Genomic DNA, 19518 nt, shown 5'->3' with positions numbered 1-19518 from the left:
AGCCCAAGCGTTATGCCATGCTACGCCGGGTCACTCTGCGAGTATAGAGTATGAGCGAGTTACTCACGCTCTTTCAACTTTAACCCTCGATTTTTTAAGCAAAAAGCCCTGCCACTGCTGTTCTTATAACCATTTCCCGTCGCTATTGCTTAAGCATAGTACTGAAACAACATTTCACTTATGCCGTAGCATCTGTTTACACATTGAATGTGAATGCGTATATTTCGCATTTGTATTAGCGTGCGAACTTAATAATTTACAACCAAAAAGTTCATCGCAACCTCAGTGATTCAAACTTAATATTAATAATTATCAAGGACTTTTCGATGTCTTTCACAACACACAACGGGGATGACCAACGCCAACCTGGGCTTGCCCCTTCTGTACTGGCAGCCTGCATCACGTTAGCACTATTGCCTTCCACCAGCCTCGCAGCCCCTGCTGAAGAGACGGTTATCGTTGAGGGCTCTGCTCCAGCTACATCCAGCGAGGAGCAGGATTACAGCATCAAATCAACGACTGCTGGCACCAAAATGCAGATGACGCAGCGCGATATTCCGCAATCAGTCAGTATTATCAGTCAGCAGCGCATGGAAGATCAGCAACTGCAAACGCTGGGCGATGTCATGGACAACACGTTGGGGATAAGCAGAAGTCAGGCGGATTCAGATCGCAGTAGCTATTACTCTCGCGGATTTCAGATTGATAACTATATGGTCGATGGGATTCCGACCTATTTTGAATCCCGCTGGAATCTCGGTGATGCCCTTTCCGACACGGCCCTTTTTGAGCGTGTCGAAGTGGTCCGTGGCGCAAACGGGCTAATGACCGGGACGGGTAACCCCTCAGCCTCGATTAATATGATCCGTAAGCATGCCACCAGCCGCGAGTTCACCGGTAATGTTTCTGCGGAATATGGCAGTTGGAATAAACAACGATATGTGACCGATCTTCAAAGCCCGCTCACGGCAGACGGCAACGTGCGCGGGCGCATCGTGGCGGGCTACCAGAATAACGACGCCTGGCTTGATCGCTACAATAGCGAAAAAATGTTCTTCTCCGGGATTGTCGATGCCGATCTGGGCGACACCACCAGCCTGTCTGTGGGTTATGAATACCAGCGCATTGATATCAACAGCCCAACATGGGGTGGATTGCCGCGCTGGAATACCGACGGCAGCAAAAACAGCTATGACCGCTCGCGCAGCACTGCGCCGGACTGGGCGTACAACGATAAAGACTTCAACAAAGTGTTTGTCACCATCAAGCAACGTTTTGCCGATACCTGGCAGGCGACCATGAATGCCACCCACTCCGAGGTCAAGTTTGACAGTAAAATGATGTACGTCGATGCCTATGTCAATAAAGCCGATGGTACGCTGATTGGCCCGTATAGCAGCTATGGTCCGGGCTATGACTACGTCGGAGGTACCGGCTGGAACAGCGGCAAGCGTAAGGTGGATGCCGTCGATCTGTTCGCCGACGGCGGTTACGACCTGTTTGGTCATCAGCATAATCTGATGCTGGGCGGCAGCTACAGTAAACAGAATAACCGTTACGAAAGCGCGTGGGCGAACGTATTCCCCAACGAAATCGGCAGCTTCTATACCTTCGATGGTAACTTCCCGGAAACCAACTGGAACCCGCAGTCATTGGCCCAGGACGATACCACGCACATGAAATCGCTCTACGCCGCAACACGTATTTCGCTGGCCGACCCACTGCATTTGATTGTCGGCGCGCGTTATACCAACTGGCGTATCGACACCCTCGCCTACAGCATGGAACAAAACCATACCACGCCGTATGCGGGCCTGGTGTATGACATTGACGATAACTGGTCTACGTACGCCAGCTATACCTCAATCTTCCAGCCGCAGAACAAGCGCGACAGTTCCGGTAAATATCTCTCCCCAATTACCGGCAATAACTATGAACTTGGCCTGAAGTCCGACTGGATGAACAGCCGTTTAACCACCACCCTCGCGGTGTTCCGCATTGAACAGGATAACCTGGGCCAATCAACCGGCGTACCAATTGCCGGTAGCAATGGCGACACGGCCTATAGAGCGATGGATGGAACGGTCAGCAAAGGGGTCGAATTCGAAGTTAACGGTGCGATCACCGATAACTGGCAGATGACGTTCGGCGCGACACGCTATGTTGCTGAAGACAACGAAGGCAATGCGGTAAACCCGAACCTACCGCGTACCACAGTAAAACTGTTTACCCGTTATCGCCTGCCAGCCATGCCGGAACTGACCGTGGGCGGTGGGGTTAACTGGCAGAATCGTGTTTATAGCGATACGGTCACGCCGTTTGGCACATTCCGTGCGGAACAGGGAAGCTACGCCCTGGTCGATTTATTCACCCGCTATCAGGTGACGAAAAACTTCTCTGTGCAGGGTAACCTCAATAACCTGTTCGATAAAACCTACGACACCAATGTCGACGGATCTATCGTCTATGGCGAGCCGCGCAACGTCAGCGTCACCGCCAGCTATCAGTTCTGATTCGAAACACATCACGCTCCACCTGCTCGTCAGGTGGATGCACTGGACTGAGAAAACAAAAAGCCCGCTTAAGTTTCCTTAAGCGGGTTTCTTAAATATGGCTCCTCTGACTGGACTCGAACCAGTGACATACGGATTAACAGTCCGCCGTTCTACCGACTGAACTACAGAGGAATCGTTGTGGAGGCTTATCTTAGCGGCGAAAAAATTTTTGTCAAACCCCATTTCCCCGAATAAGTTTCAATTGATGCTTCTCTCGACAGTTTGTTGCATTTCCAGACATTTTAAATGGAAAAAACTTTGCAGCTTTTTGGATTCTCCCTCATCATTTGAAATGAGGTTTCAACTTTCTTCTTTAAGGTCCACTTTGAACGTCTCCGCTGCCTTACGCCAGGTCGCTTCCCGCACGCCCTGGTATGCTAAACGCAAGAGTTATAAGGTTCTCTTTTGGCGCGAAATCACTCCGCTTGCGGTCCCCATTTTTCTGGAAAACACCTGTGTACTGTTGATGGGCGTACTGAGTACCTTCCTTGTTAGCTGGTTGGGAAAAGAAGCAATGGCTGGCGTTGGTCTCGCCGACAGTTTCAATATGGTCATCATGGCGTTTTTTGCCGCCATCGATCTGGGAACCACGGTGGTGGTAGCATTTAGCCTGGGAAAACGAGATCGTCGACGGGCAAGGGCAGCAGCCAGACAATCGCTGGTGATCATGACGATTTTTGCTACCGTGCTGGCAGCGGTCATCCACTATTTTGGTGAACAGATTATTGACGTTGTCGCCGGTGAAGCAACCCCCGATGTTAAGGCCTTGGCACTCACCTATCTGGAACTAACGGTGCTCAGCTACCCGGCGGCAGCCATTGCTTTGATCGGTAGCGGCGCACTCCGCGGAGCCGGAAATACCAAAATTCCGCTGTTGATTAATGGCGGTATGAATATCCTAAATATCATCATCAGTAGTATCCTGATCTACGGGGTCTTTTCCTGGCAAGGACTGGGATTTGTGGGGGCAGGACTCGGGCTGACCATTTCACGCTACATCGGTGCGTTCGCCATTATCTGGGTGCTGATGATTGGTTTTAATCCGGCGCTGCGTATTCCCTTCAAAAGCTATTTTAAGCCGCTCAATCTCGCCATTATCTGGGAAGTTATGGGGATCGGTATTCCGGCAAGTATTGAGTCAGTGCTATTTAATGGCGGTAAACTGTTAACGCAAATGTTTGTCTCCGGCATGGGAACCAGCGTAATTGCCGGAAACTTCATTGCATTTTCCATCGCCGCGCTCATCAACCTGCCGGGGAATGCTTTAGGCTCCGCGTCGACAATCATTACCGGCAGGCGTCTGGGAAATGGTCAGATTGCCCAAGCGGAAATCCAGTTACGCCATATATTCTGGCTCTCAACAATCGGCTTAACCGCCATCGCCTGGCTAACCGCCCCCTTTGCCGGCGTTATGGCCTCATTTTATACCCACGATCAGGATGTAAAAGAGGTCATAGTCATCCTAATTTGGCTCAATGCAGCGTTTATGCCGATATGGGCAGCATCCTGGGTGCTACCATCAGGGTTTAAGGGCGCACGTGATGTGCGTTTTGCGATGTGGGTATCGATGTTGGGCATGTGGGGCTGTCGCGTTGTGGCGGGTTACACCTTGGGAATTGTATTAGGATGGGGCGTAGTCGGCGTTTGGTTAGGGATGTTCTTCGACTGGGCCGTGCGCGCCGCGTTATTTTACTGGCGTATGGTTACAGGCCGCTGGTTATGGAAATACCCTCGCCCCGAGCGTGAAAAGTGCATAAAACAACCGGTTGCGTCTGAATAAGCGGCGAAATGGGGAATATTTCAGCAAACGATCGCATTTATCTATTCAGGCTTTGACAACGCTGAGTGGCATCGCTAATATTCGCCTCGTTCACACGATTCCTCTGTAGTTCAGTCGGTAGAACGGCGGACTGTTAATCCGTATGTCACTGGTTCGAGTCCAGTCAGAGGAGCCATATTTAAGAAGCCTGCTTAGGAAACTAAGCAGGCTTTTTGCATTATATCTGATAATCAATCACGGCTTCATCTGGCTCCATCGCCTGGCGCTTGATTTCATCGACGGATAACCCTGCGTTGCATAGCTCAATGAATCGCCAAACGTAGTTGCGCTGCAGTTGCCCGCGTTTCAGGCCCAGCCAGACGGTATTTGCATCAAATAAGTGCCGGGTATCCAGACGGGTTAAGCTCCCCTCCTCCTGCTCTCCACTGGATTGTTCTGCCACCAGCCCGATTCCCAGCCCCAGCGACACATAGGTTTTAATCACATCCGAGTCCTGGGCGCTGAGGATAATATCCGGCACTAACCCTTTACGGGCAAATGCCTCATCGATACGGGAACGCCCCGTAATCCCCTGACGATACGTAATTAATGGCCAGTGGGCGATAGATTCCAGTGTGAGAGGAGACGTTTTCACCAAGGGATGATCGTGAGGAACAAGCAGGCTGTGGTGCCAACGAAACCAGGGAAAAGCTACCAACAGCGGATCGCTGCTCAGTCGCTCGCTGGCAATCCCGATGTCTGCCCCACCGTTTTGCAGCAGTACGTCAATCTCCTGCGGTGTACCCTGGATCAGTTCCAGACGTACCTCAGGAAAGAGCTCACGAAAGGCTTTAATCACCGCGGGCAGGCTATAGCGCGCCTGTGTATGCGTGGTGGCAATCGTCAGTACACCGGACGTGTCATTGGTAAACAGATCCGCCAGTCTGCGAACGTTGCTGGCCTCATTCAGAATACGCTCGGCAATAACCAGCAAGGCTTTGCCCGGTTCGGTCATGCCCAGCAGGCGTTTACCGCGACGGATAAAAATCTCAATGCCAAGTTCATCTTCAAGTTCACGAATATGTCGGCTGACTCCCGACTGCGAGGTGTACAGTATATTCGCGACTTCCGTCAGGTTGTAATCCTGACGGGCCGCCTCGCGGATTATTTTAAGTTGCTGGAAATTCACTTTTCGCTCCGGGCACATCAGACATTACGCTATTGTTAAAGTCTGATGCCCGGCATAACAAATAATAAAAACCCGCATCTTATTCCTGGAGGGAATAAGGTTTAGCTGACCAGCTGTAGCTCGCGGTTTTCCAGTGCCGGACGGCTTACCAGCGACAACAGGATCTCCTTCACGGCCTGTGCCTGCGGCGATAAGCTCCCTCTGGCTGAGACGTTCAGCGATAATGGCAGATTCATCGATGGGGTTGTTATCCGCGCCATCCAGCCGTTAGCGGCATTACATAATGAACGGGCCGCCGACTCAGGCAACACTGTGACGCCCATCCCACTGGCGATGGCAGCCGTTAAGGTGGCGATTGATTCAATTTCGCCAATCACTTTGGCCGTCAGGCGACGAAGCGAAAAAGCTTCATCTACACGCAGGCGAACTGCGCTGTAATCCCGTGGCAAAAACAGATTCATCTGCGCCACCGCGGCTAAATCGACGCTTTGCCCCGGGCAATCACGCGTCCCGACCAGGTACAGATCCTCTTTAAGCAACGGTTGACTGCTGATACCCGCCACGGGTGAGCGCTCGTAGAGCACCGCCATGTCTAAATGCCCGCTGAGCAGCTTGTCATTCAGCACCGCCCCACTGTTTTCATGCAAATAGACCAGCACATCGGGCAGCTCTGCTCGTACTGTCTGTAATAACGGCATAGTGATGGCTGACGCCGCCGTCCCCGGCGCCAGGCCAATAGAGACCTGTCCCCCCAGGGTCTGACCTACGTTATTGACCGCAAGTTGCGCCTGCTCGCACTGACGTAAGATCGTCCGCGCATGGGCATACAACACTTTCCCCGCTTCCGTCGGTGTGACGCCGCGTTTGGTGCGAATCAGCAGTTGCTGATCCAGTTCGCCTTCCAGCGTAGCAACCTGCTGGCTCAGCGCGGGTTGCGCGATATGCAACACTTCCGCTGCCTGGGTCAGGCTACCTATATCGACGATTTTCACGAAATATTTCAGTCGTCTGAAGTTCATTTTGCCTCCTGTCGGAATACCAGAACCCGTGCTGGCAGTCATTAATTTCAGGATTGCAAGATGCTTGCCAGTTTAGTCAGCAGCCGTGTTTTACGGTTAAAACCGCGTAAAGTCAGGCTCAAAGGTGAAGAATGGACTTTTTGCACACCTGAACCTCTCATTCTGGCTGCCCTGGAAGAGGTAGACGCGCACCAGAATGGGGCAAAGGCATAAAAAGACGGAAAGATCGCCGCTTTGCTGATTTTGTCAGCAAACGAACGCACAAATGTATTTCCCCCTTTGACAAGCCTCATCGCCCTCGCTAATATGCGCCTCGTTCAAACGATTCCTCTGTAGTTCAGTCGGTAGAACGGCGGACTGTTAATCCGTATGTCACTGGTTCGAGTCCAGTCAGAGGAGCCAAATTTAAGAAGCCTGCTTAGGAAACTAAGCAGGCTTTTTGCTTTTCTGTTTTTCATTCGTCTTATTTTTCATGTAGCCCTCTGGTGAGGGAGATAATCGTTTTCTCTTCCCGTCTGTCGCGGTAATCTCATAACGGTCGTTAATATATCGACTGCAATGTGTGTAGCCCAATTCAAATACTAATAACTAAAAGACAGTACAGACAGGATAACTATGGATTCCACTCTCACCTCCGCGGGTCCCCAAGAGGACGTCTCTTCGCTTCATCGTGCCCGACGCGCTGCGCTTGGTAGCTTCGCTGGCGCCGTGGTCGACTGGTATGATTTTCTGCTTTATGGCATCACCGCCGCACTGGTCTTTAATCGCGAGTTCTTCCCGCAGGTTAGCCCGGCAATGGGAACACTAGCCGCATTTGCCACCTTTGGCGTCGGATTTTTGTTCCGTCCGTTAGGCGGGGTTATCTTCGGCCACTTTGGCGATCGCCTTGGCCGTAAACGCATGCTGATGCTCACCGTCTGGATGATGGGGATTGCCACTGCGCTGATAGGGATTATTCCTTCTTTTGACACTATTGGCTGGTGGGCCCCTGTGCTGCTGGTGACGCTACGCGCCATTCAGGGATTCGCCGTTGGTGGTGAATGGGGCGGCGCGGCGTTGCTCTCGGTCGAAAGCGCGCCGAAAAATAAAAAAGCCTTCTACAGCAGTGGCGTTCAGGTCGGTTACGGCGTCGGACTGCTGCTTTCTACCGGTCTGGTATCACTGATTAGCTCACAAACTACCGATGAGCAGTTCCTGAGCTGGGGCTGGCGTATTCCGTTCCTGTTCAGCATCGTACTGGTTTTGGGCGCGTTGTGGATGCGTAACAGAATGGATGAATCAGCCGAATTCGAACAGCAGCAACAGGCAGCGCAACCAGAGAAAAAGCGGTTACCGGTGGTCGAGGCGTTAATCCGCCATCCGGGCGCATTCTTAAAAATTATCGGCTTGCGCTTATGTGAACTGCTGACGATGTATATCGTCACCGCGTTTGCCCTTAATTACTCTACGCAGAACCTGGGCCTACCCCGCGAGCTGTTTCTGAATATCGGTTTGTTAGTGGGAGGACTGAGCTGTCTCACCATCCCCTGCTTTGCCTGGCTTGCCGACCGCTTTGGTCGACGGCGCGTGTACATTACCGGTGCACTGGTCGGTACGCTGAGCGCCTTCCCGTTCTTTATGGCGCTGGAAGCACAGTCTATTTTCTGGATCGTGTTCTTCGCGATTATGTTGGCCAATATTGCGCACGATATGGTGGTCTGCGTACAGCAGCCTATGTTTACCGGTTTGTTTGGCGCAAGTTATCGCTACAGCGGCGCAGGCGTTGGCTATCAGGTGGCAAGTGTGGTTGGCGGTGGTTTTACCCCTTTCATTGCTGCAGCACTGGTAACATTCTCGGGCGGAGACTGGCACAGCGTGGCCATTTATCTAATGGCCGGGTGTCTTATTTCCGCCGCCACTGCATTGCTGATGCGGGATAAGCAGCACAGTTAAGCCCTGATGCGAAGGTCATTCGGCCTTCGCACAATCTTCCTCAACGTCTGACTTTTGTTTCATATTCCTGTGACATACTATCGGGAGAGCAGTACATCTGTGGAACAAGGAGACAGACATGAACAATAAGGGCTCCAGCCTGACCCCAACTCAGGCTCTGGATAAACTGGACGCGCTGTACGAGCAGTCGGTTAAAGCACTGCGTAGCGCCATTGGTAAGTACATTGAAACAGGGACGCTCCCTGACATAATCGCCCGCCATAATGGTCTTTTTGTTTACCCATCGCTTTGTGTCACCTGGGATGGCAGCGCCACCAATCCCCCGAAAACCCGCGCTTATGGCCGTTTTACCCATGCGGGCAGCTATACCACTACGATCACCCGTCCGTCGCTTTTTCGTCCCTATCTTGAAGAACAACTCACGCTGCTGTATCAGGATTATGATGCGCATATCTCCGTCGAACCGTCGCAGCATGAAATCCCTTATCCCTATGTGATCGACGGTTCTGAACTGACGCTCGACCGCTCGATGAGCGCTGGATTAACGCGCCATTTCCCCACTACCGAGTTGTCACAAATTGGCGACGAAACAGCCGATGGTACCTATCATCCGGCGGAATTCTCCCCGCTGTCGCACTTCGACGCCCGAAGAGTAGATTTTTCGCTCGCACGACTGCGTCACTACACGGGAACGCCGGTTGAACATTTCCAGCCATTTGTGCTGTTCACCAACTACACCCGCTATGTCGATGAGTTCGTGCGCTGGGGCTGCAGCCAGATCCTCGATCCGAACAGCCCCTATATCGCGCTGTCATGCGCGGGCGGGATCTGGATCACCGCTGAAACGGAAGCTCCGGAAGAGGCCATCTCCGACCTCGCCTGGAAGAAACATCAGATGCCCGCCTGGCATTTAATCACCGCCGACGGTCAGGGGATCACGCTGGTCAATATCGGCGTTGGCCCGTCTAACGCCAAAACCATTTGCGATCATCTGGCCGTCCTGCGCCCTGACGTCTGGCTGATGATTGGACACTGTGGCGGCCTGCGCGAAAGCCAGGCGATTGGCGACTATGTTCTGGCCCACGCTTATCTGCGTGACGACCATGTGCTGGATGCCGTGCTACCACCGGATATTCCGATTCCGAGCATTGCGGAAGTACAACGCGCACTGTATGACGCCACCAAAGAAGTCAGCGGCATGCCCGGCGAGGAGGTGAAACAGCGCCTGCGTACCGGTACCGTCGTCACCACCGACGATCGCAACTGGGAGTTACGCTATTCCGCTTCTGCGCTGCGTTTTAACCTCAGTCGCGCGGTGGCTATTGATATGGAAAGCGCCACCATTGCCGCCCAGGGCTACCGCTTCCGCGTCCCTTACGGCACGCTGCTGTGCGTTTCCGATAAACCGCTACACGGCGAGATCAAACTACCTGGTCAGGCCAACCGTTTTTATGAAGGTGCCATTTCCGAGCACCTGCAAATAGGTATCCGGGCAATCGATCGTCTGCGTGCTGAAGGCGATCGACTGCACTCCCGTAAATTACGTACGTTCAACGAACCGCCGTTCCGTTAAGGCCTGAAGGTAACTATGCACAACTCAACTCCTCTTTCCGCTCTGCGCAACCTGCTGATAGCGCAAGGGCTGGATGGCATGATTGTTCCACGCGCCGACGCTCACCAAAGCGAAGATTGTACACCGCATGACAATAAGCTGGCCTGGCTGACCGGTTTTAGCGGCTCCGCTGGTCTCGCGTTGGTCCTGCGCGACCGCGCATTAATGTTTGTCGATGGACGCTATCAGGTCCAGGTGCGCAATGAAGTCTCGCTGGATGATTTTGAAATTCACCATTTACATGACGAACCGCTGGCCGATTATTTGCAGTCTCACGTTGCTGCCGGCGCGCGTATCGGCTTTGAACCGTTGCTGATGGTCAACAGCCAGTTTGAAGCACTGTCGGCGACCCATTGCGAGCTGGTATCTCTTGAGCAAGATCCTTTCGACCAGGTATGGCTTGACCGCCCGGCTGCACCCTGCGGCATCATTCGTGAAATGCCCATTGAAATCAGCGGGGAAAGCAGCACACAAAAACGAACCAGCGTCGTGGATCTGCTCACGCAACAACAGGCCGACGTTCTGGCGATCACGTTGCCGGATAACATTGCCTGGCTGCTGAATGTGCGCGGTTCCGATCTGCCAATGGTGCCAGTGCCGTTTTCGTTCGCCCTGCTCCATCGCAGCGGCGAGCTGGAATGGTTTGTGGATAGCAACAAAACACAGCAGCTCCCTGCTGCACTGCTGAATACGCTCACGCTGGCCCCAGAAGAGAGTTTTCTTGCCCGCTGCCAGCAGTTGGCCAAAGGGAAACGCTTTTTGGTCGATAAAGACTACGCCCCGGTCGCGCTGCGTTTTGCCATTGTAGAACACGGTGGCGAAGTCTTATGGGCACCCGATCCCATCACCTTGATGAAAGCGCACAAGAATGACGTTGAACTGGCGGGCTATCGGGAATGCCATGAACAAGATGGCGCGGCCTGGGTTAACTTTCTGGCATGGCTTACGCATGAAGTTCCCTTGCGCGAAGCGGCAGGCAATCCGGTCACTGAGCTGGAAGCGCAGGCCAGGCAACTGGAATTTCGCCAGCAGCAGCCGGGATTTATCGAGCAAAGCTTCAACACGATTTCGGCCTCAGCCAGCAATGCCGCAATGTGCCATTACCATTCCAGCGAAAAAACCAATACGCCCATTACCTCTCAGGCCATGTATCTGAATGATTCCGGCGGCCAGTACCATAATGGTACAACGGATACAACGCGCACCCTCGCGTTTGGTCCACAGGATCCGCAGCGTCGTCTGCATTACACCGCTGTGTTGAAAGGCTTTTTGTCGCTTATCTCACTGCAATTTCCCAGCGGCACTCAGGGTCATCAACTGGATGCCTTTAGCCGTCGGGCGCTGTGGGATCTGGGTCTGGATTTTGATCACGGTACGGGACACGGCGTAGGCCATCAGCTCCTGATCCATGAGCAGCCCCATCGCATTGCCAAAAAAGTAAACCCCTGGCCTCTGGTTGCGGGCAATATCATTACCATCGAGCCGGGTTATTATCTGGCCGGAGAATATGGGATCCGTATTGAGAATCAGGTGGAGATTATCAACAGTCGTCCTGGCTTCTGTCGCTTCTCAACGCTGACGCTGGTGCCGATTGATTTAAGTCTGGTTGAACTGCATCTGCTAAGTGAGGCAGAAAAACAGTGGATTGATGATTACCACCAGCAGGTCAGAGAGACGTTATCCCCACGCGTGAACGCAGAGGCTCGTCCGTGGTTGTTCGCCGCCACTGCGCCGATTCGCGTTCAGGCCAATTAATGCATTAAAAAAGGCAGCCCGCAGGCTGCCTTAATTCTCCCCAACTTTTTACTGCTTAGCTGTGACGGATGTACTCATCCATTTCAGTTTTCAGGTTATCGGACTTAGTACCGAAGATAGCCTGAACACCGGAACCCGCCACTACAACGCCCGCCGCACCCAGTTTCTTCAGGCCAGCCTGATCCACTTTGGCAACGTCAGCGACGCTGACACGCAGACGAGTGATGCACGCATCGAGGTTAGTGATGTTTTCTTTACCGCCGAATGCCGCAACCAGGGCCGGAGCCATTTCGCCGGACGCACCCGCTTTGGTGTCTTCGGTAGCATCTTCACGACCCGGAGTTTTCAGGTCCAGCGCTTTGATCAGCACACGGAAGATGGTGTAGTAAACAATCGCATAACCGATACCAACAATCGGGAACAGCCACAGTTTGCTGCTGTTACCGGACAGAACGATAAAGTCGATCAGACCGTGGGAGAACGACGTACCGTCACGCATACCCAGCAGGATACAGATCGGGAATGCCAGACCAGCCAGAATTGCGTGGATGATGTACAGGATCGGTGCCACGAACATGAACGAGAACTCGATCGGTTCGGTAATACCGGTCAGGAACGAGGTCAGCGCCGCGGAGATCATGATACCGCCCACTTTCGCGCGGTTTTCTGGTTTAGCAGAGTGCCAGATAGCGATAGCGGCAGCCGGCAGACCGTACATTTTGAACAGGAAGCCACCAGACAGTTTGCCCGCAGTCGGGTCACCCGCCATATAGCGAGGGATATCGCCGTGGAATACCTGGCCCGCAGCGTTGGTGTATTCACCGATCTGCATCTGGAATGGAACGTTCCAGATATGGTGCAGACCAAACGGCACCAGGCAGCGTTCAATGAAGCCATAGATACCGAACGCTACGACCGGGTTCTGGTATGCAGCCCACTGGGAAAACGTCTGAATAGCAGTCCCGATCGGCGGCCAAATGAAGGACAGAACCACACCGGTGAAGATAGCGGTCAGACCAGAAATGATAGGAACGAAGCGCTTACCCGCAAAGAAGCCAAGATACTCAGGCAATTTGATACGGTAGAAACGGTTGAACATATACGCTGCAATCGCACCGGAGATAATCCCCCCGAGAACACCCGTATCAGCAAGGTGTTTAGCTGCGATCTCTTCAGCAGGTAAATGCAGAACCAGCGGCGCAACAACAGCCATGGTCTTAACCATAATGCCGTAGGCAACAACGGATGCCAGTGCAGATACGCCGTCGTTATTGGTGAAGCCTAACGCGACACCGATGGCAAAAATCAGCGGCATGTTTGCAAAAACAGAACCGCCTGCTTCTGCCATTACGTGCGATACAACGGCTGGCAGCCAGCTGAAGTTAGCGGAACCGACACCCAGCAGGATACCTGCAATCGGGAGTACGGATACCGGCAGCATCAGCGATTTACCGACCTTTTGCAGGTTAGCAAATGCATTCTTAAACATAATTGAGAGTGCTCCTGAGTATTTGTGCTTTTCTACGTTCTCACGCATTAGCGAGGGGGGAGAACCTCGCCGTGTACAGGGCATCTAAGTACCCTTTATTTATTACACAGAGTAAAATAATTCAGTTTGTTTTTGTTTGACGGCTATCACAATTCAGTCGTGGATGGCCGTAAAATCCGCACATTCCGATAAAATGCGTTTCTGAATGTGTCAAACCGGTTATTCACCGCCCATTTTGAGGCGGTGAACTTTACTCGCTTTGCTTATTAATTACGAGCTTTAAAAAAAGTCAGTTAACGAACGGATTGCAGGCGAGAAGCGTCGATGTGAAACAGGCGGGCAAAGTTATCAGTGGTTGCCTGCGCCAGTTCTTCAACGGCAACACCTTTCACTACGGCCATATACTCCGCAACGTCACGGGTCATGGCGGGCTGGTTCTCTTTTCCACGATGCGGTACAGGCGCAAGGTAGGGAGAATCCGTCTCAACCAGCAACCGATCCAGAGGAACATAGCGGGCGGCATCACGGAGCTGATCTGCGTTACGGAACGTGACGATGCCGGAAAACGAGATATAAAATCCGAGGTCCAGCAATTTGCCCGCCGTTTCTCTGTCTTCTGTAAAACAGTGTAGTACGCCACCACAATCCGTCACTTTTTCTTCGCGCAGAATAGACAGCGTATCGGCTCGCGCATCGCGGGTATGTACGATAACTGGCTTTTGTAACTCACGGCCAATCTGAATATGATGGATAAAAGATTCCTGCTGGCGCACCTTTGTTTCCGGCGTATAGAAATAGTCCAGCCCGGTTTCCCCCATCGCCACAACGCCCTCTTCGGCGGCAAAACGGCGCAGGTCTTCAACATCATAGGCTTCATCCTGATTTAACGGATGCACGCCGCAGGAGAACACCACATTGTCACGTTCACCGACCAGTTCGCGCATACTGCGGTATCCTGGCAGAGTGGTCGCGACGGCAAGACAGAATTTCACATCGCGTGCGGCTGCTTTCGCCAGCACGTCATCCACGTCCTTATGCAGAGATTGATAATCCAGGCCATCAAGATGGCAGTGTGAGTCGACTAAAAACATAATGTCTCTCTCAAAGATGGGGAACAGGCAGTACGGTGCCTGGTTGCAGGTAATGCTCAATACGCAGGATAAGATCGGTTAACACCAGTTCACGGTTTACGCCTGTTACGTTCAGCAACTGCTGACGGCAATGACAAACGTCACCGAGTATCGCCTGTATCCGGGCGACGGATAACCGTTCTGCGATAGAAGATATCAGGTCCAGCGCATCAGGATTGGTTAAATGGGAAACCCCATACGGACGCTTCAAGGCATCCGTCAACAACGTTGCCAGCCAGTGTAAACGGGCGGCGGCCTGATCGTGGTTTAACGCCGCGAGCAGGATATACCAGTCACCTGCGTTTAATGTGTTTGCCAGTGCCGCACAAAAATCTGTGCGATGCGCCCAGCTTTCAGCCTGTAACAACGAGAGTGCCGCACCAGGCGAACCCGCGCTCAGGCGTAATGCGCTCAACAGAGCTTCTGGAGATGCGGTCACTTCGCGGGCGAGCCAGGAGATTGCGTACGACTCAGCCGGCGGCGCAAGATGGTGTAACCGGCAGCGGCTGCGCAATGTCGCCAGCAATCGCGCAGGCTCTGTGCTGGCGAGGAAAAACCAGGTTTGTGCAGGCGGTTCTTCCAGCGTTTTTAGCAGAGCATTGGCAGCAGCATCAGTTAACTGGGCAGCATCAGGGATCCACACCACTTTCGCACCGCCAAGGCGTGAATGCTCGTACAGCTTTTCACTCACTTCACGTACCGCATCAACCCCCAGCGTGCTTTTGCCTTTTTCCGGCAGCAGCGAATAGTAATCAGGATGCGTCCCCGCCTGCATCAATTGACAGCCCCGGCAGTGTCCGCAGCTTTTATGCCCTTCCGGCTGCTGGCACATTAAATAGCGACTGAGCGCGTAAATCAGCGCGTCGTCACCCATTCCGGGTAATGCCTGAATCAGTAACGCATGGTGACCACGACCCGCCTGGTAGCTGGCTACCAGTTTTTCAAAATCTGGCCGTAACCATGGGTACCATTTCATGCGCCCTGCTCCTGCACCCACTGGGTGATGGTATTGCGGATATCAGCCATCACAGCTTCCAGCGGCTGCGTAGCGTCGATGGTACGAATGCTGGCATCTTTGGCAGCCAGTTCAAGATAGCGCGCGCGGGTGCGATTAAAGAAATCGAAAGATTCCTGCTCAATACGATCCAGCTCGCCGCGCGCACGGGCACGCTTCAATCCGACTTCTGGAGTCACGTCCAGATAGAGCGTCAGGTCCGGGCGAAAATCACCGAGCACAGCATCGCGCAGGGTTGCCAGCATGTTTTGATCGATGCCGCGTCCGCCCCCCTGATACGCCTGGGTCGACAAATCGTGACGGTCGCCAATTACCCATGCGCCTTTTGCCAGCGCAGGTTTAATAACGGTTTCGACCAGCTGTACGCGCGCGGCGTAAAACATCAGAACTTCAGCTTTGTCAGTGATGACCTCGTCACCCACCGACTTAATGTCCAGCACCAGACTTCTTAGTTTCTCCGCGAGCTGAGTTCCCCCCGGTTCGCGAGTAAAAACCATGTCACGAATACCGAGTTGCTCAAGTGTCTCTACCACCACGTTACGCGCGGTGGTTTTTCCGGCGCCTTCCAGGCCCTCGATGACGATATAGTTACTGCCCATTTTTTTCCTTAAGCACTTTCAGGTAATCCTGCACGGACCGGTTGTGGCTGGCAAGATTGGTGTTAAACGTGTGACCGCCTTTACCGTCAGCCACGAAATAGAGGTACGGCGTTTTTGCCGGATGCGCCGCGGCCTGCAATGAGGCCTCTCCCGGCATGGCAATCGGGCCAGGCGGCAACCCCGTAATGGTATAGGTGTTATAGGCGGTCGGGGTATCTAAATCCACACGCGACAACTTGCCATTATACCGTGACCCCATCCCGTAAATCACCGTCGGATCGGTCTGTAAACGCATGCCAATCCGTAAGCGGTTAATAAAGACGGAAGCCACCTGGTCACGCTCGCTGGCAACCGCAGTCTCTTTTTCGATAATAGAGGCCATGGTTACCAGCTGATTTTTGTCCTGATAAGGCAGGCCTTCAGCGCGCCCTTCCCAGACCGAGTCTACCGCTTTAACCATTTTCTGATGTGCGCGTTTTAGTAACGCCACGTCAGTTGTATTGGCGGTATACATCCAGGTATCTGGCCAGAACCAGCCTTCCACCCATTGCGGGTTTTCCAGCTTCAGCGCCTGTGCAACGGTCTCGTAATTATCATCGCTCAGCGTATGTTTGATGTACGGGGCGTCACGCAGCTGTTTGAGGTAGTCGCTCAAACGCATCCCTTCAACCAGACGTAACGGGAACTGCGCCTCTTTACCGCTTTCCAGCAGTTGCAACATATCCCGGACTGTCATGTCGGGCGTAAAACGGTAGGTTCCGGCTTTAAAATGCGACAGTTCGGGTTCCACACGCAGCAGCCACTGGAACACACGCGGACGATTGATGATTTTTTCGCGATAAAGTTGCTCGCCCAGCACCAGACGCCCGGTGCCTGCCTTCAGGGAAAAAATAGCCTCTTCTTTGATGAGTAGCGTACTGTTCGCCAGTTGGCGAACTTTCCACGCGCCGAACCCGGCAGCGATACCCATCACTACCAGCAACAATAATAAAACGCCTAACAATTTCTTCATGCTAATCAGACAACTCACACAGTGGGGCTAAATATTGGTAAAGTTCGCGCGACGGCCAGCGTTGGCCCTCAAATTTTTGCACCGGAACAATCGGCATCAGTGCATTGCAGATAAAAACTTCGTCCGCATCGACCAGCGTCTCAAGGCGAGCGGCAACTTCAGCCACCCGATATGGCGAAGCGGCGAGCTGCCTGATAATGTGCTGGCGCATAATACCGTTAACGCCCGCCTGATCAAGACACGGGGTAAACACATCCATTCCCCGGCGCCAGAATAAATTCGCGGCACAGCATTCCGTAAGCCACCCTTCGCTGTCAAGGACCAGCGCCTCATCGGCGTTTGTCTGCTCAAGATGAGCGCGGATCAGCACCTGTTCAAGGCGATTCAAATGTTTGAGACCCGCGAGATAAGGATTACGTCCCAGCGGAACCGGGCTAAGCGCAAGGGTTGCGCCCTCGGCTTTCCAGCGGGCGTAATGCGTGGGGTATGAGGAGGTGCTGATTATTCGCGTGGGCTGCACGCAACCTACTGTGCTATAGCCACGCGTACCGACCCCACGAGTAATAATGACTTTAAGCACGCCGTCTTGCTGTGTGCGCGCAACAAGACGCATTTCCTCCGCTAACGTAGCCCAGTCGAGAAATGGGATCGCGAGCCGCGCACAGGCTTTTTCGAGACGAGCTAAATGGGAAAAAAACAACGTAATATTTCCATGAATAATACGTGCCGTTGTAAAACAACCATCCCCAAAGAGCAGTCCACGATCGTTTACCGCCACGCGCTCAATCGGCTCACCATTGATAAGATACATTCACCCTCCGAATTTTATATCTCAGATTGTCAGGTGAAGGCAGGGTTCGCAAGCATTTTATCGGCATCATTTATGTTTTCCGGAACGAACACCAACAGAACAATCTATATCATATCAACGTCATCGAGACGAAATACCCCAATAAAAAAAAGACATACGTAAACAGGTTAAATACAAAAAACAAATACAATACTAAATTTTAATGTATTTAGAAAAAATGAAATCAATCTTAAGATATTATTTGTGTTAATACCTATTACATTACGGCATACTTCCAGCGTATATTTACGTTAAGGTAAATATATATCAATTAATTTTTACATCAATTCAAAGGGATTTTTATAATGAAAGGAAAATTGGCTGCTGTCGCGTTTTTGGGTTTTATGGGTGTCGCATCTTCTGCAATGGCCCAGGATGGTCAAGTAAACTTCACCGGTAAAATTATTGAAGCAGGTTGCCAGATTAACGGCTCCGTTACCAGCACCCAGAACGTTAAACTGGGCGAAGTAGCTAAAACTGCATTTACCAACGCCGGCGATACGGCTGCGACCACTAAATTCTCTATGGTACTGTCCGCCTGTCCGGCAGCTCTGCTAGGTAAACCCGTCGCTGTAAAATATGACGGTACTCCTGATATAACCGATAACGATTATCTTCAGTTGACCAACTATGGTAACACAGGCGTAGCGGATGGCGTAGCTATCCAGTTACTGAACACTGATGGCACCCCATTAGCGCTGGGGACTGCTTCTAATGCAGTCACTATCAATGCTGATGCAGCAGCAGAAACTGAACTCGACTTCTTTGCCCGTTATATTTCAACAAAATCAGCTGTCACCGCTGGTGATGCAAACGGTACGGTCAACTTTACTCTGACTTACAACTAATTGCGCTGAAATTAATCCCCATCATTAGTAATTAACTAAGCCGGGTTGCTCCGGCTTTATTCTTCGAGGTAGAACACATGAAGAAATCTATTCCTTTTACTGTCGCGGCGCTGCTACTAGTAATGAGTTCCGCGCAGGCCGGGATTATTGTCGGTGGAACACGAATTATTTACAAAGGCGATAAAAAGGAGACCTCGATTAGCGTTAAAAACCCGGATAAAACCTCTTATTTAATCCAGTCCTGGAGCGACACGGGGGAAAAAAACGGTGATAAAACGCAGTTTATGATTACCCCACCACTTTTTCGCTTAGGCCCGGAGCAGGAAAACACGCTGCGTATTATTCGCGCTGGTGGCAACCTTCCTGAAGATAGAGAATCATTGTACTGGATGAATATCAAATCCATCCCAGCGACCGAAAAAAATGACAGCGCGAACACGCTGCAAATTGCCGTAAAAACACGCATTAAATTGATCTATCGGCCGCAATCGCTGACTGAACAGCCTGAAAAATTCACCGACAAACTGACCTGGCAGCGCAGCGGCAATTCAGTCACCGTTACCAACCCAACACCGTACTACATGAACTTTAGCTCCGTCAAAGTGGGCGGCAGCACGGTGAAAGACGCCAGCTATGTCGCACCAATGAGTCGCGCCACTTTTACCCTTCCAGCAGGTGCCAGTGGTGATATCAGTTGGGTCATTATCAATGACTTCGGTTCCGCAGGAGCGGAACACCGCTCGCGTTAATTCTG

Annotated in this window: 16 protein-coding genes and 3 tRNA genes; 10 read left to right on the top strand and 9 right to left on the bottom strand. The window is 52.3% G+C overall.

The genetic code is table 11. The annotated features are described in order from the left end of the window. Positions 1–326: 326 nt before the first annotated feature. Complete coding sequence (gene fhuE / locus OGV75_RS14310; RefSeq protein WP_286480821.1) at positions 327–2513, top strand: ferric-rhodotorulic acid/ferric-coprogen receptor FhuE; 2187 nt, start codon at positions 327–329, stop codon at positions 2511–2513. Between the two features lie 98 nt (positions 2514–2611). Here fhuE and OGV75_RS14305 read toward each other — a convergent pair. Next, a tRNA-Asn gene (locus OGV75_RS14305) sits at positions 2612–2687 on the bottom strand. 160 nt (positions 2688–2847) lie between these two features. Here OGV75_RS14305 and OGV75_RS14300 point away from each other — a divergent pair. After that, on the top strand, positions 2848–4335 hold the full coding sequence (locus tag OGV75_RS14300) for an EmmdR/YeeO family multidrug/toxin efflux MATE transporter (protein ID WP_049040618.1): 1488 nt from the start codon (positions 2848–2850) through the stop codon (positions 4333–4335). Between the two features lie 99 nt (positions 4336–4434). Next, positions 4435–4510 (top strand) — tRNA-Asn (locus tag OGV75_RS14295). A gap of 42 nt (positions 4511–4552) precedes the next feature. On the opposite strand, the gene cbl is transcribed toward OGV75_RS14295, so the two are convergent. Together cbl and nac are read right to left on the bottom strand one after the other, a co-directional pair. Next, positions 4553–5503, bottom strand: coding sequence for an HTH-type transcriptional regulator Cbl (gene cbl / locus OGV75_RS14290; protein WP_016152661.1), 951 nt, complete (start codon positions 5501–5503; stop codon positions 4553–4555). Between the two features lie 101 nt (positions 5504–5604). Then, positions 5605–6522 carry a nitrogen assimilation transcriptional regulator NAC gene (gene nac / locus OGV75_RS14285; RefSeq protein WP_016156200.1) on the bottom strand — a complete coding sequence of 306 codons (918 nt, stop codon included), beginning with the start codon at positions 6520–6522 and terminating at the stop codon, positions 5605–5607. Between the two features lie 60 nt (positions 6523–6582). On the opposite strand from nac, the gene OGV75_RS14280 reads away from it, so the two are divergent. The 5 genes from OGV75_RS14280 to OGV75_RS14260 all read left to right on the top strand — a co-directional run bounded on the left by OGV75_RS14280 (position 6583) and on the right by OGV75_RS14260 (position 11821). Further along, positions 6583–6735, top strand: a complete 153-nt coding sequence (locus tag OGV75_RS14280) for a hypothetical protein (RefSeq protein ID WP_165500029.1) — start codon at positions 6583–6585, stop codon at positions 6733–6735. 113 nt (positions 6736–6848) lie between these two features. Then, positions 6849–6924 (top strand) — tRNA-Asn (locus tag OGV75_RS14275). A 213-nt stretch (positions 6925–7137) separates the two neighbouring features. Beyond that, positions 7138–8454 carry a shikimate transporter gene (shiA, locus tag OGV75_RS14270; protein ID WP_016156198.1) on the top strand — a complete coding sequence of 439 codons (1317 nt, stop codon included), beginning with the start codon at positions 7138–7140 and terminating at the stop codon, positions 8452–8454. A gap of 118 nt (positions 8455–8572) precedes the next feature. Further along, on the top strand, positions 8573–10027 hold the full coding sequence (locus OGV75_RS14265; RefSeq protein WP_016152657.1) for an AMP nucleosidase: 1455 nt from the start codon (positions 8573–8575) through the stop codon (positions 10025–10027). Between the two features lie 15 nt (positions 10028–10042). Continuing rightward, a complete protein-coding gene (locus OGV75_RS14260) occupies positions 10043–11821 on the top strand; it encodes an aminopeptidase P family protein (protein ID WP_286480820.1) in 1779 nt (592 codons plus the stop codon). A 55-nt stretch (positions 11822–11876) separates the two neighbouring features. On the opposite strand, the gene ptsG is transcribed toward OGV75_RS14260, so the two are convergent. From ptsG to pabC, 6 genes are all read right to left on the bottom strand, one after another. After that, on the bottom strand, positions 11877–13310 hold the full coding sequence (gene ptsG / locus OGV75_RS14255) for a PTS glucose transporter subunit IIBC (protein WP_286480818.1): 1434 nt from the start codon (positions 13308–13310) through the stop codon (positions 11877–11879). A gap of 293 nt (positions 13311–13603) precedes the next feature. After that, positions 13604–14401, bottom strand: a complete 798-nt coding sequence (locus OGV75_RS14250) for a metal-dependent hydrolase (RefSeq protein ID WP_016156196.1) — start codon at positions 14399–14401, stop codon at positions 13604–13606. Positions 14402–14411: 10 nt separating this feature from the next. Then, the gene (holB, locus tag OGV75_RS14245) at positions 14412–15416 is read right to left on the bottom strand and encodes a DNA polymerase III subunit delta' (protein ID WP_016152653.1); all 1005 of its coding nucleotides are present in this window, start codon (positions 15414–15416) and stop codon (positions 14412–14414) included. After that, entirely contained in the window at positions 15413–16054 is a 642-nt protein-coding gene (gene tmk, locus OGV75_RS14240; RefSeq protein WP_016156195.1) for a dTMP kinase, read from the bottom strand. The genes holB and tmk overlap by 4 nt, the downstream gene beginning before the upstream one ends. After that, positions 16044–17066, bottom strand: a complete 1023-nt coding sequence (yceG, locus tag OGV75_RS14235) for a cell division protein YceG (protein ID WP_046274793.1) — start codon at positions 17064–17066, stop codon at positions 16044–16046. The genes tmk and yceG overlap by 11 nt, the downstream gene beginning before the upstream one ends. A gap of 1 nt (position 17067) precedes the next feature. After that, a complete protein-coding gene (pabC, locus tag OGV75_RS14230) occupies positions 17068–17877 on the bottom strand; it encodes an aminodeoxychorismate lyase (protein ID WP_046274794.1) in 810 nt (269 codons plus the stop codon). A gap of 344 nt (positions 17878–18221) precedes the next feature. Between pabC and OGV75_RS14225 the strand changes: the two genes are divergently transcribed. After that, positions 18222–18764, top strand: a complete 543-nt coding sequence (locus OGV75_RS14225; RefSeq protein WP_046274795.1) for a fimbrial protein — start codon at positions 18222–18224, stop codon at positions 18762–18764. A gap of 77 nt (positions 18765–18841) precedes the next feature. Then, entirely contained in the window at positions 18842–19513 is a 672-nt protein-coding gene (locus tag OGV75_RS14220; RefSeq protein ID WP_046274796.1) for a fimbrial biogenesis chaperone, read from the top strand. Positions 19514–19518: the final 5 nt, after the last annotated feature.

It is taken from the genome of Citrobacter sp. Cb028 (genome assembly GCF_030336705.1).
Lineage (GTDB): Bacteria > Pseudomonadota > Gammaproteobacteria > Enterobacterales > Enterobacteriaceae > Citrobacter > Citrobacter braakii.
This window is presented reverse-complemented; position numbering and strand designations above follow the sequence as displayed.

Excerpts from the sequence above, each read along its gene's own strand:
- OGV75_RS14250 (WP_016156196.1), bottom strand. The coding sequence starts at position 14,401 with ATGTTTTTAGTCGACTCACACTGCCATCTTGATGGCCTGGATTATCAA.
- OGV75_RS14225 (WP_046274795.1), top strand. The coding sequence starts at position 18,222 with ATGAAAGGAAAATTGGCTGCTGTCGCGTTTTTGGGTTTTATGGGTGTC.
- ptsG (WP_286480818.1), bottom strand. The coding sequence starts at position 13,310 with ATGTTTAAGAATGCATTTGCTAACCTGCAAAAGGTCGGTAAATCGCTG.
- tmk (WP_016156195.1), bottom strand. The coding sequence starts at position 16,054 with ATGGGCAGTAACTATATCGTCATCGAGGGCCTGGAAGGCGCCGGAAAA.
- OGV75_RS14260 (WP_286480820.1), top strand. The coding sequence starts at position 10,043 with ATGCACAACTCAACTCCTCTTTCCGCTCTGCGCAACCTGCTGATAGCG.
- fhuE (WP_286480821.1), top strand. The coding sequence starts at position 327 with ATGTCTTTCACAACACACAACGGGGATGACCAACGCCAACCTGGGCTT.
- OGV75_RS14280 (WP_165500029.1), top strand. The coding sequence starts at position 6,583 with ATGCTTGCCAGTTTAGTCAGCAGCCGTGTTTTACGGTTAAAACCGCGT.
- pabC (WP_046274794.1), bottom strand. The coding sequence starts at position 17,877 with ATGTATCTTATCAATGGTGAGCCGATTGAGCGCGTGGCGGTAAACGAT.
- nac (WP_016156200.1), bottom strand. The coding sequence starts at position 6,522 with ATGAACTTCAGACGACTGAAATATTTCGTGAAAATCGTCGATATAGGT.
- OGV75_RS14220 (WP_046274796.1), top strand. The coding sequence starts at position 18,842 with ATGAAGAAATCTATTCCTTTTACTGTCGCGGCGCTGCTACTAGTAATG.
- holB (WP_016152653.1), bottom strand. The coding sequence starts at position 15,416 with ATGAAATGGTACCCATGGTTACGGCCAGATTTTGAAAAACTGGTAGCC.
- OGV75_RS14265 (WP_016152657.1), top strand. The coding sequence starts at position 8,573 with ATGAACAATAAGGGCTCCAGCCTGACCCCAACTCAGGCTCTGGATAAA.
- shiA (WP_016156198.1), top strand. The coding sequence starts at position 7,138 with ATGGATTCCACTCTCACCTCCGCGGGTCCCCAAGAGGACGTCTCTTCG.
- OGV75_RS14300 (WP_049040618.1), top strand. The coding sequence starts at position 2,848 with ATGAGGTTTCAACTTTCTTCTTTAAGGTCCACTTTGAACGTCTCCGCT.
- yceG (WP_046274793.1), bottom strand. The coding sequence starts at position 17,066 with ATGAAGAAATTGTTAGGCGTTTTATTATTGTTGCTGGTAGTGATGGGT.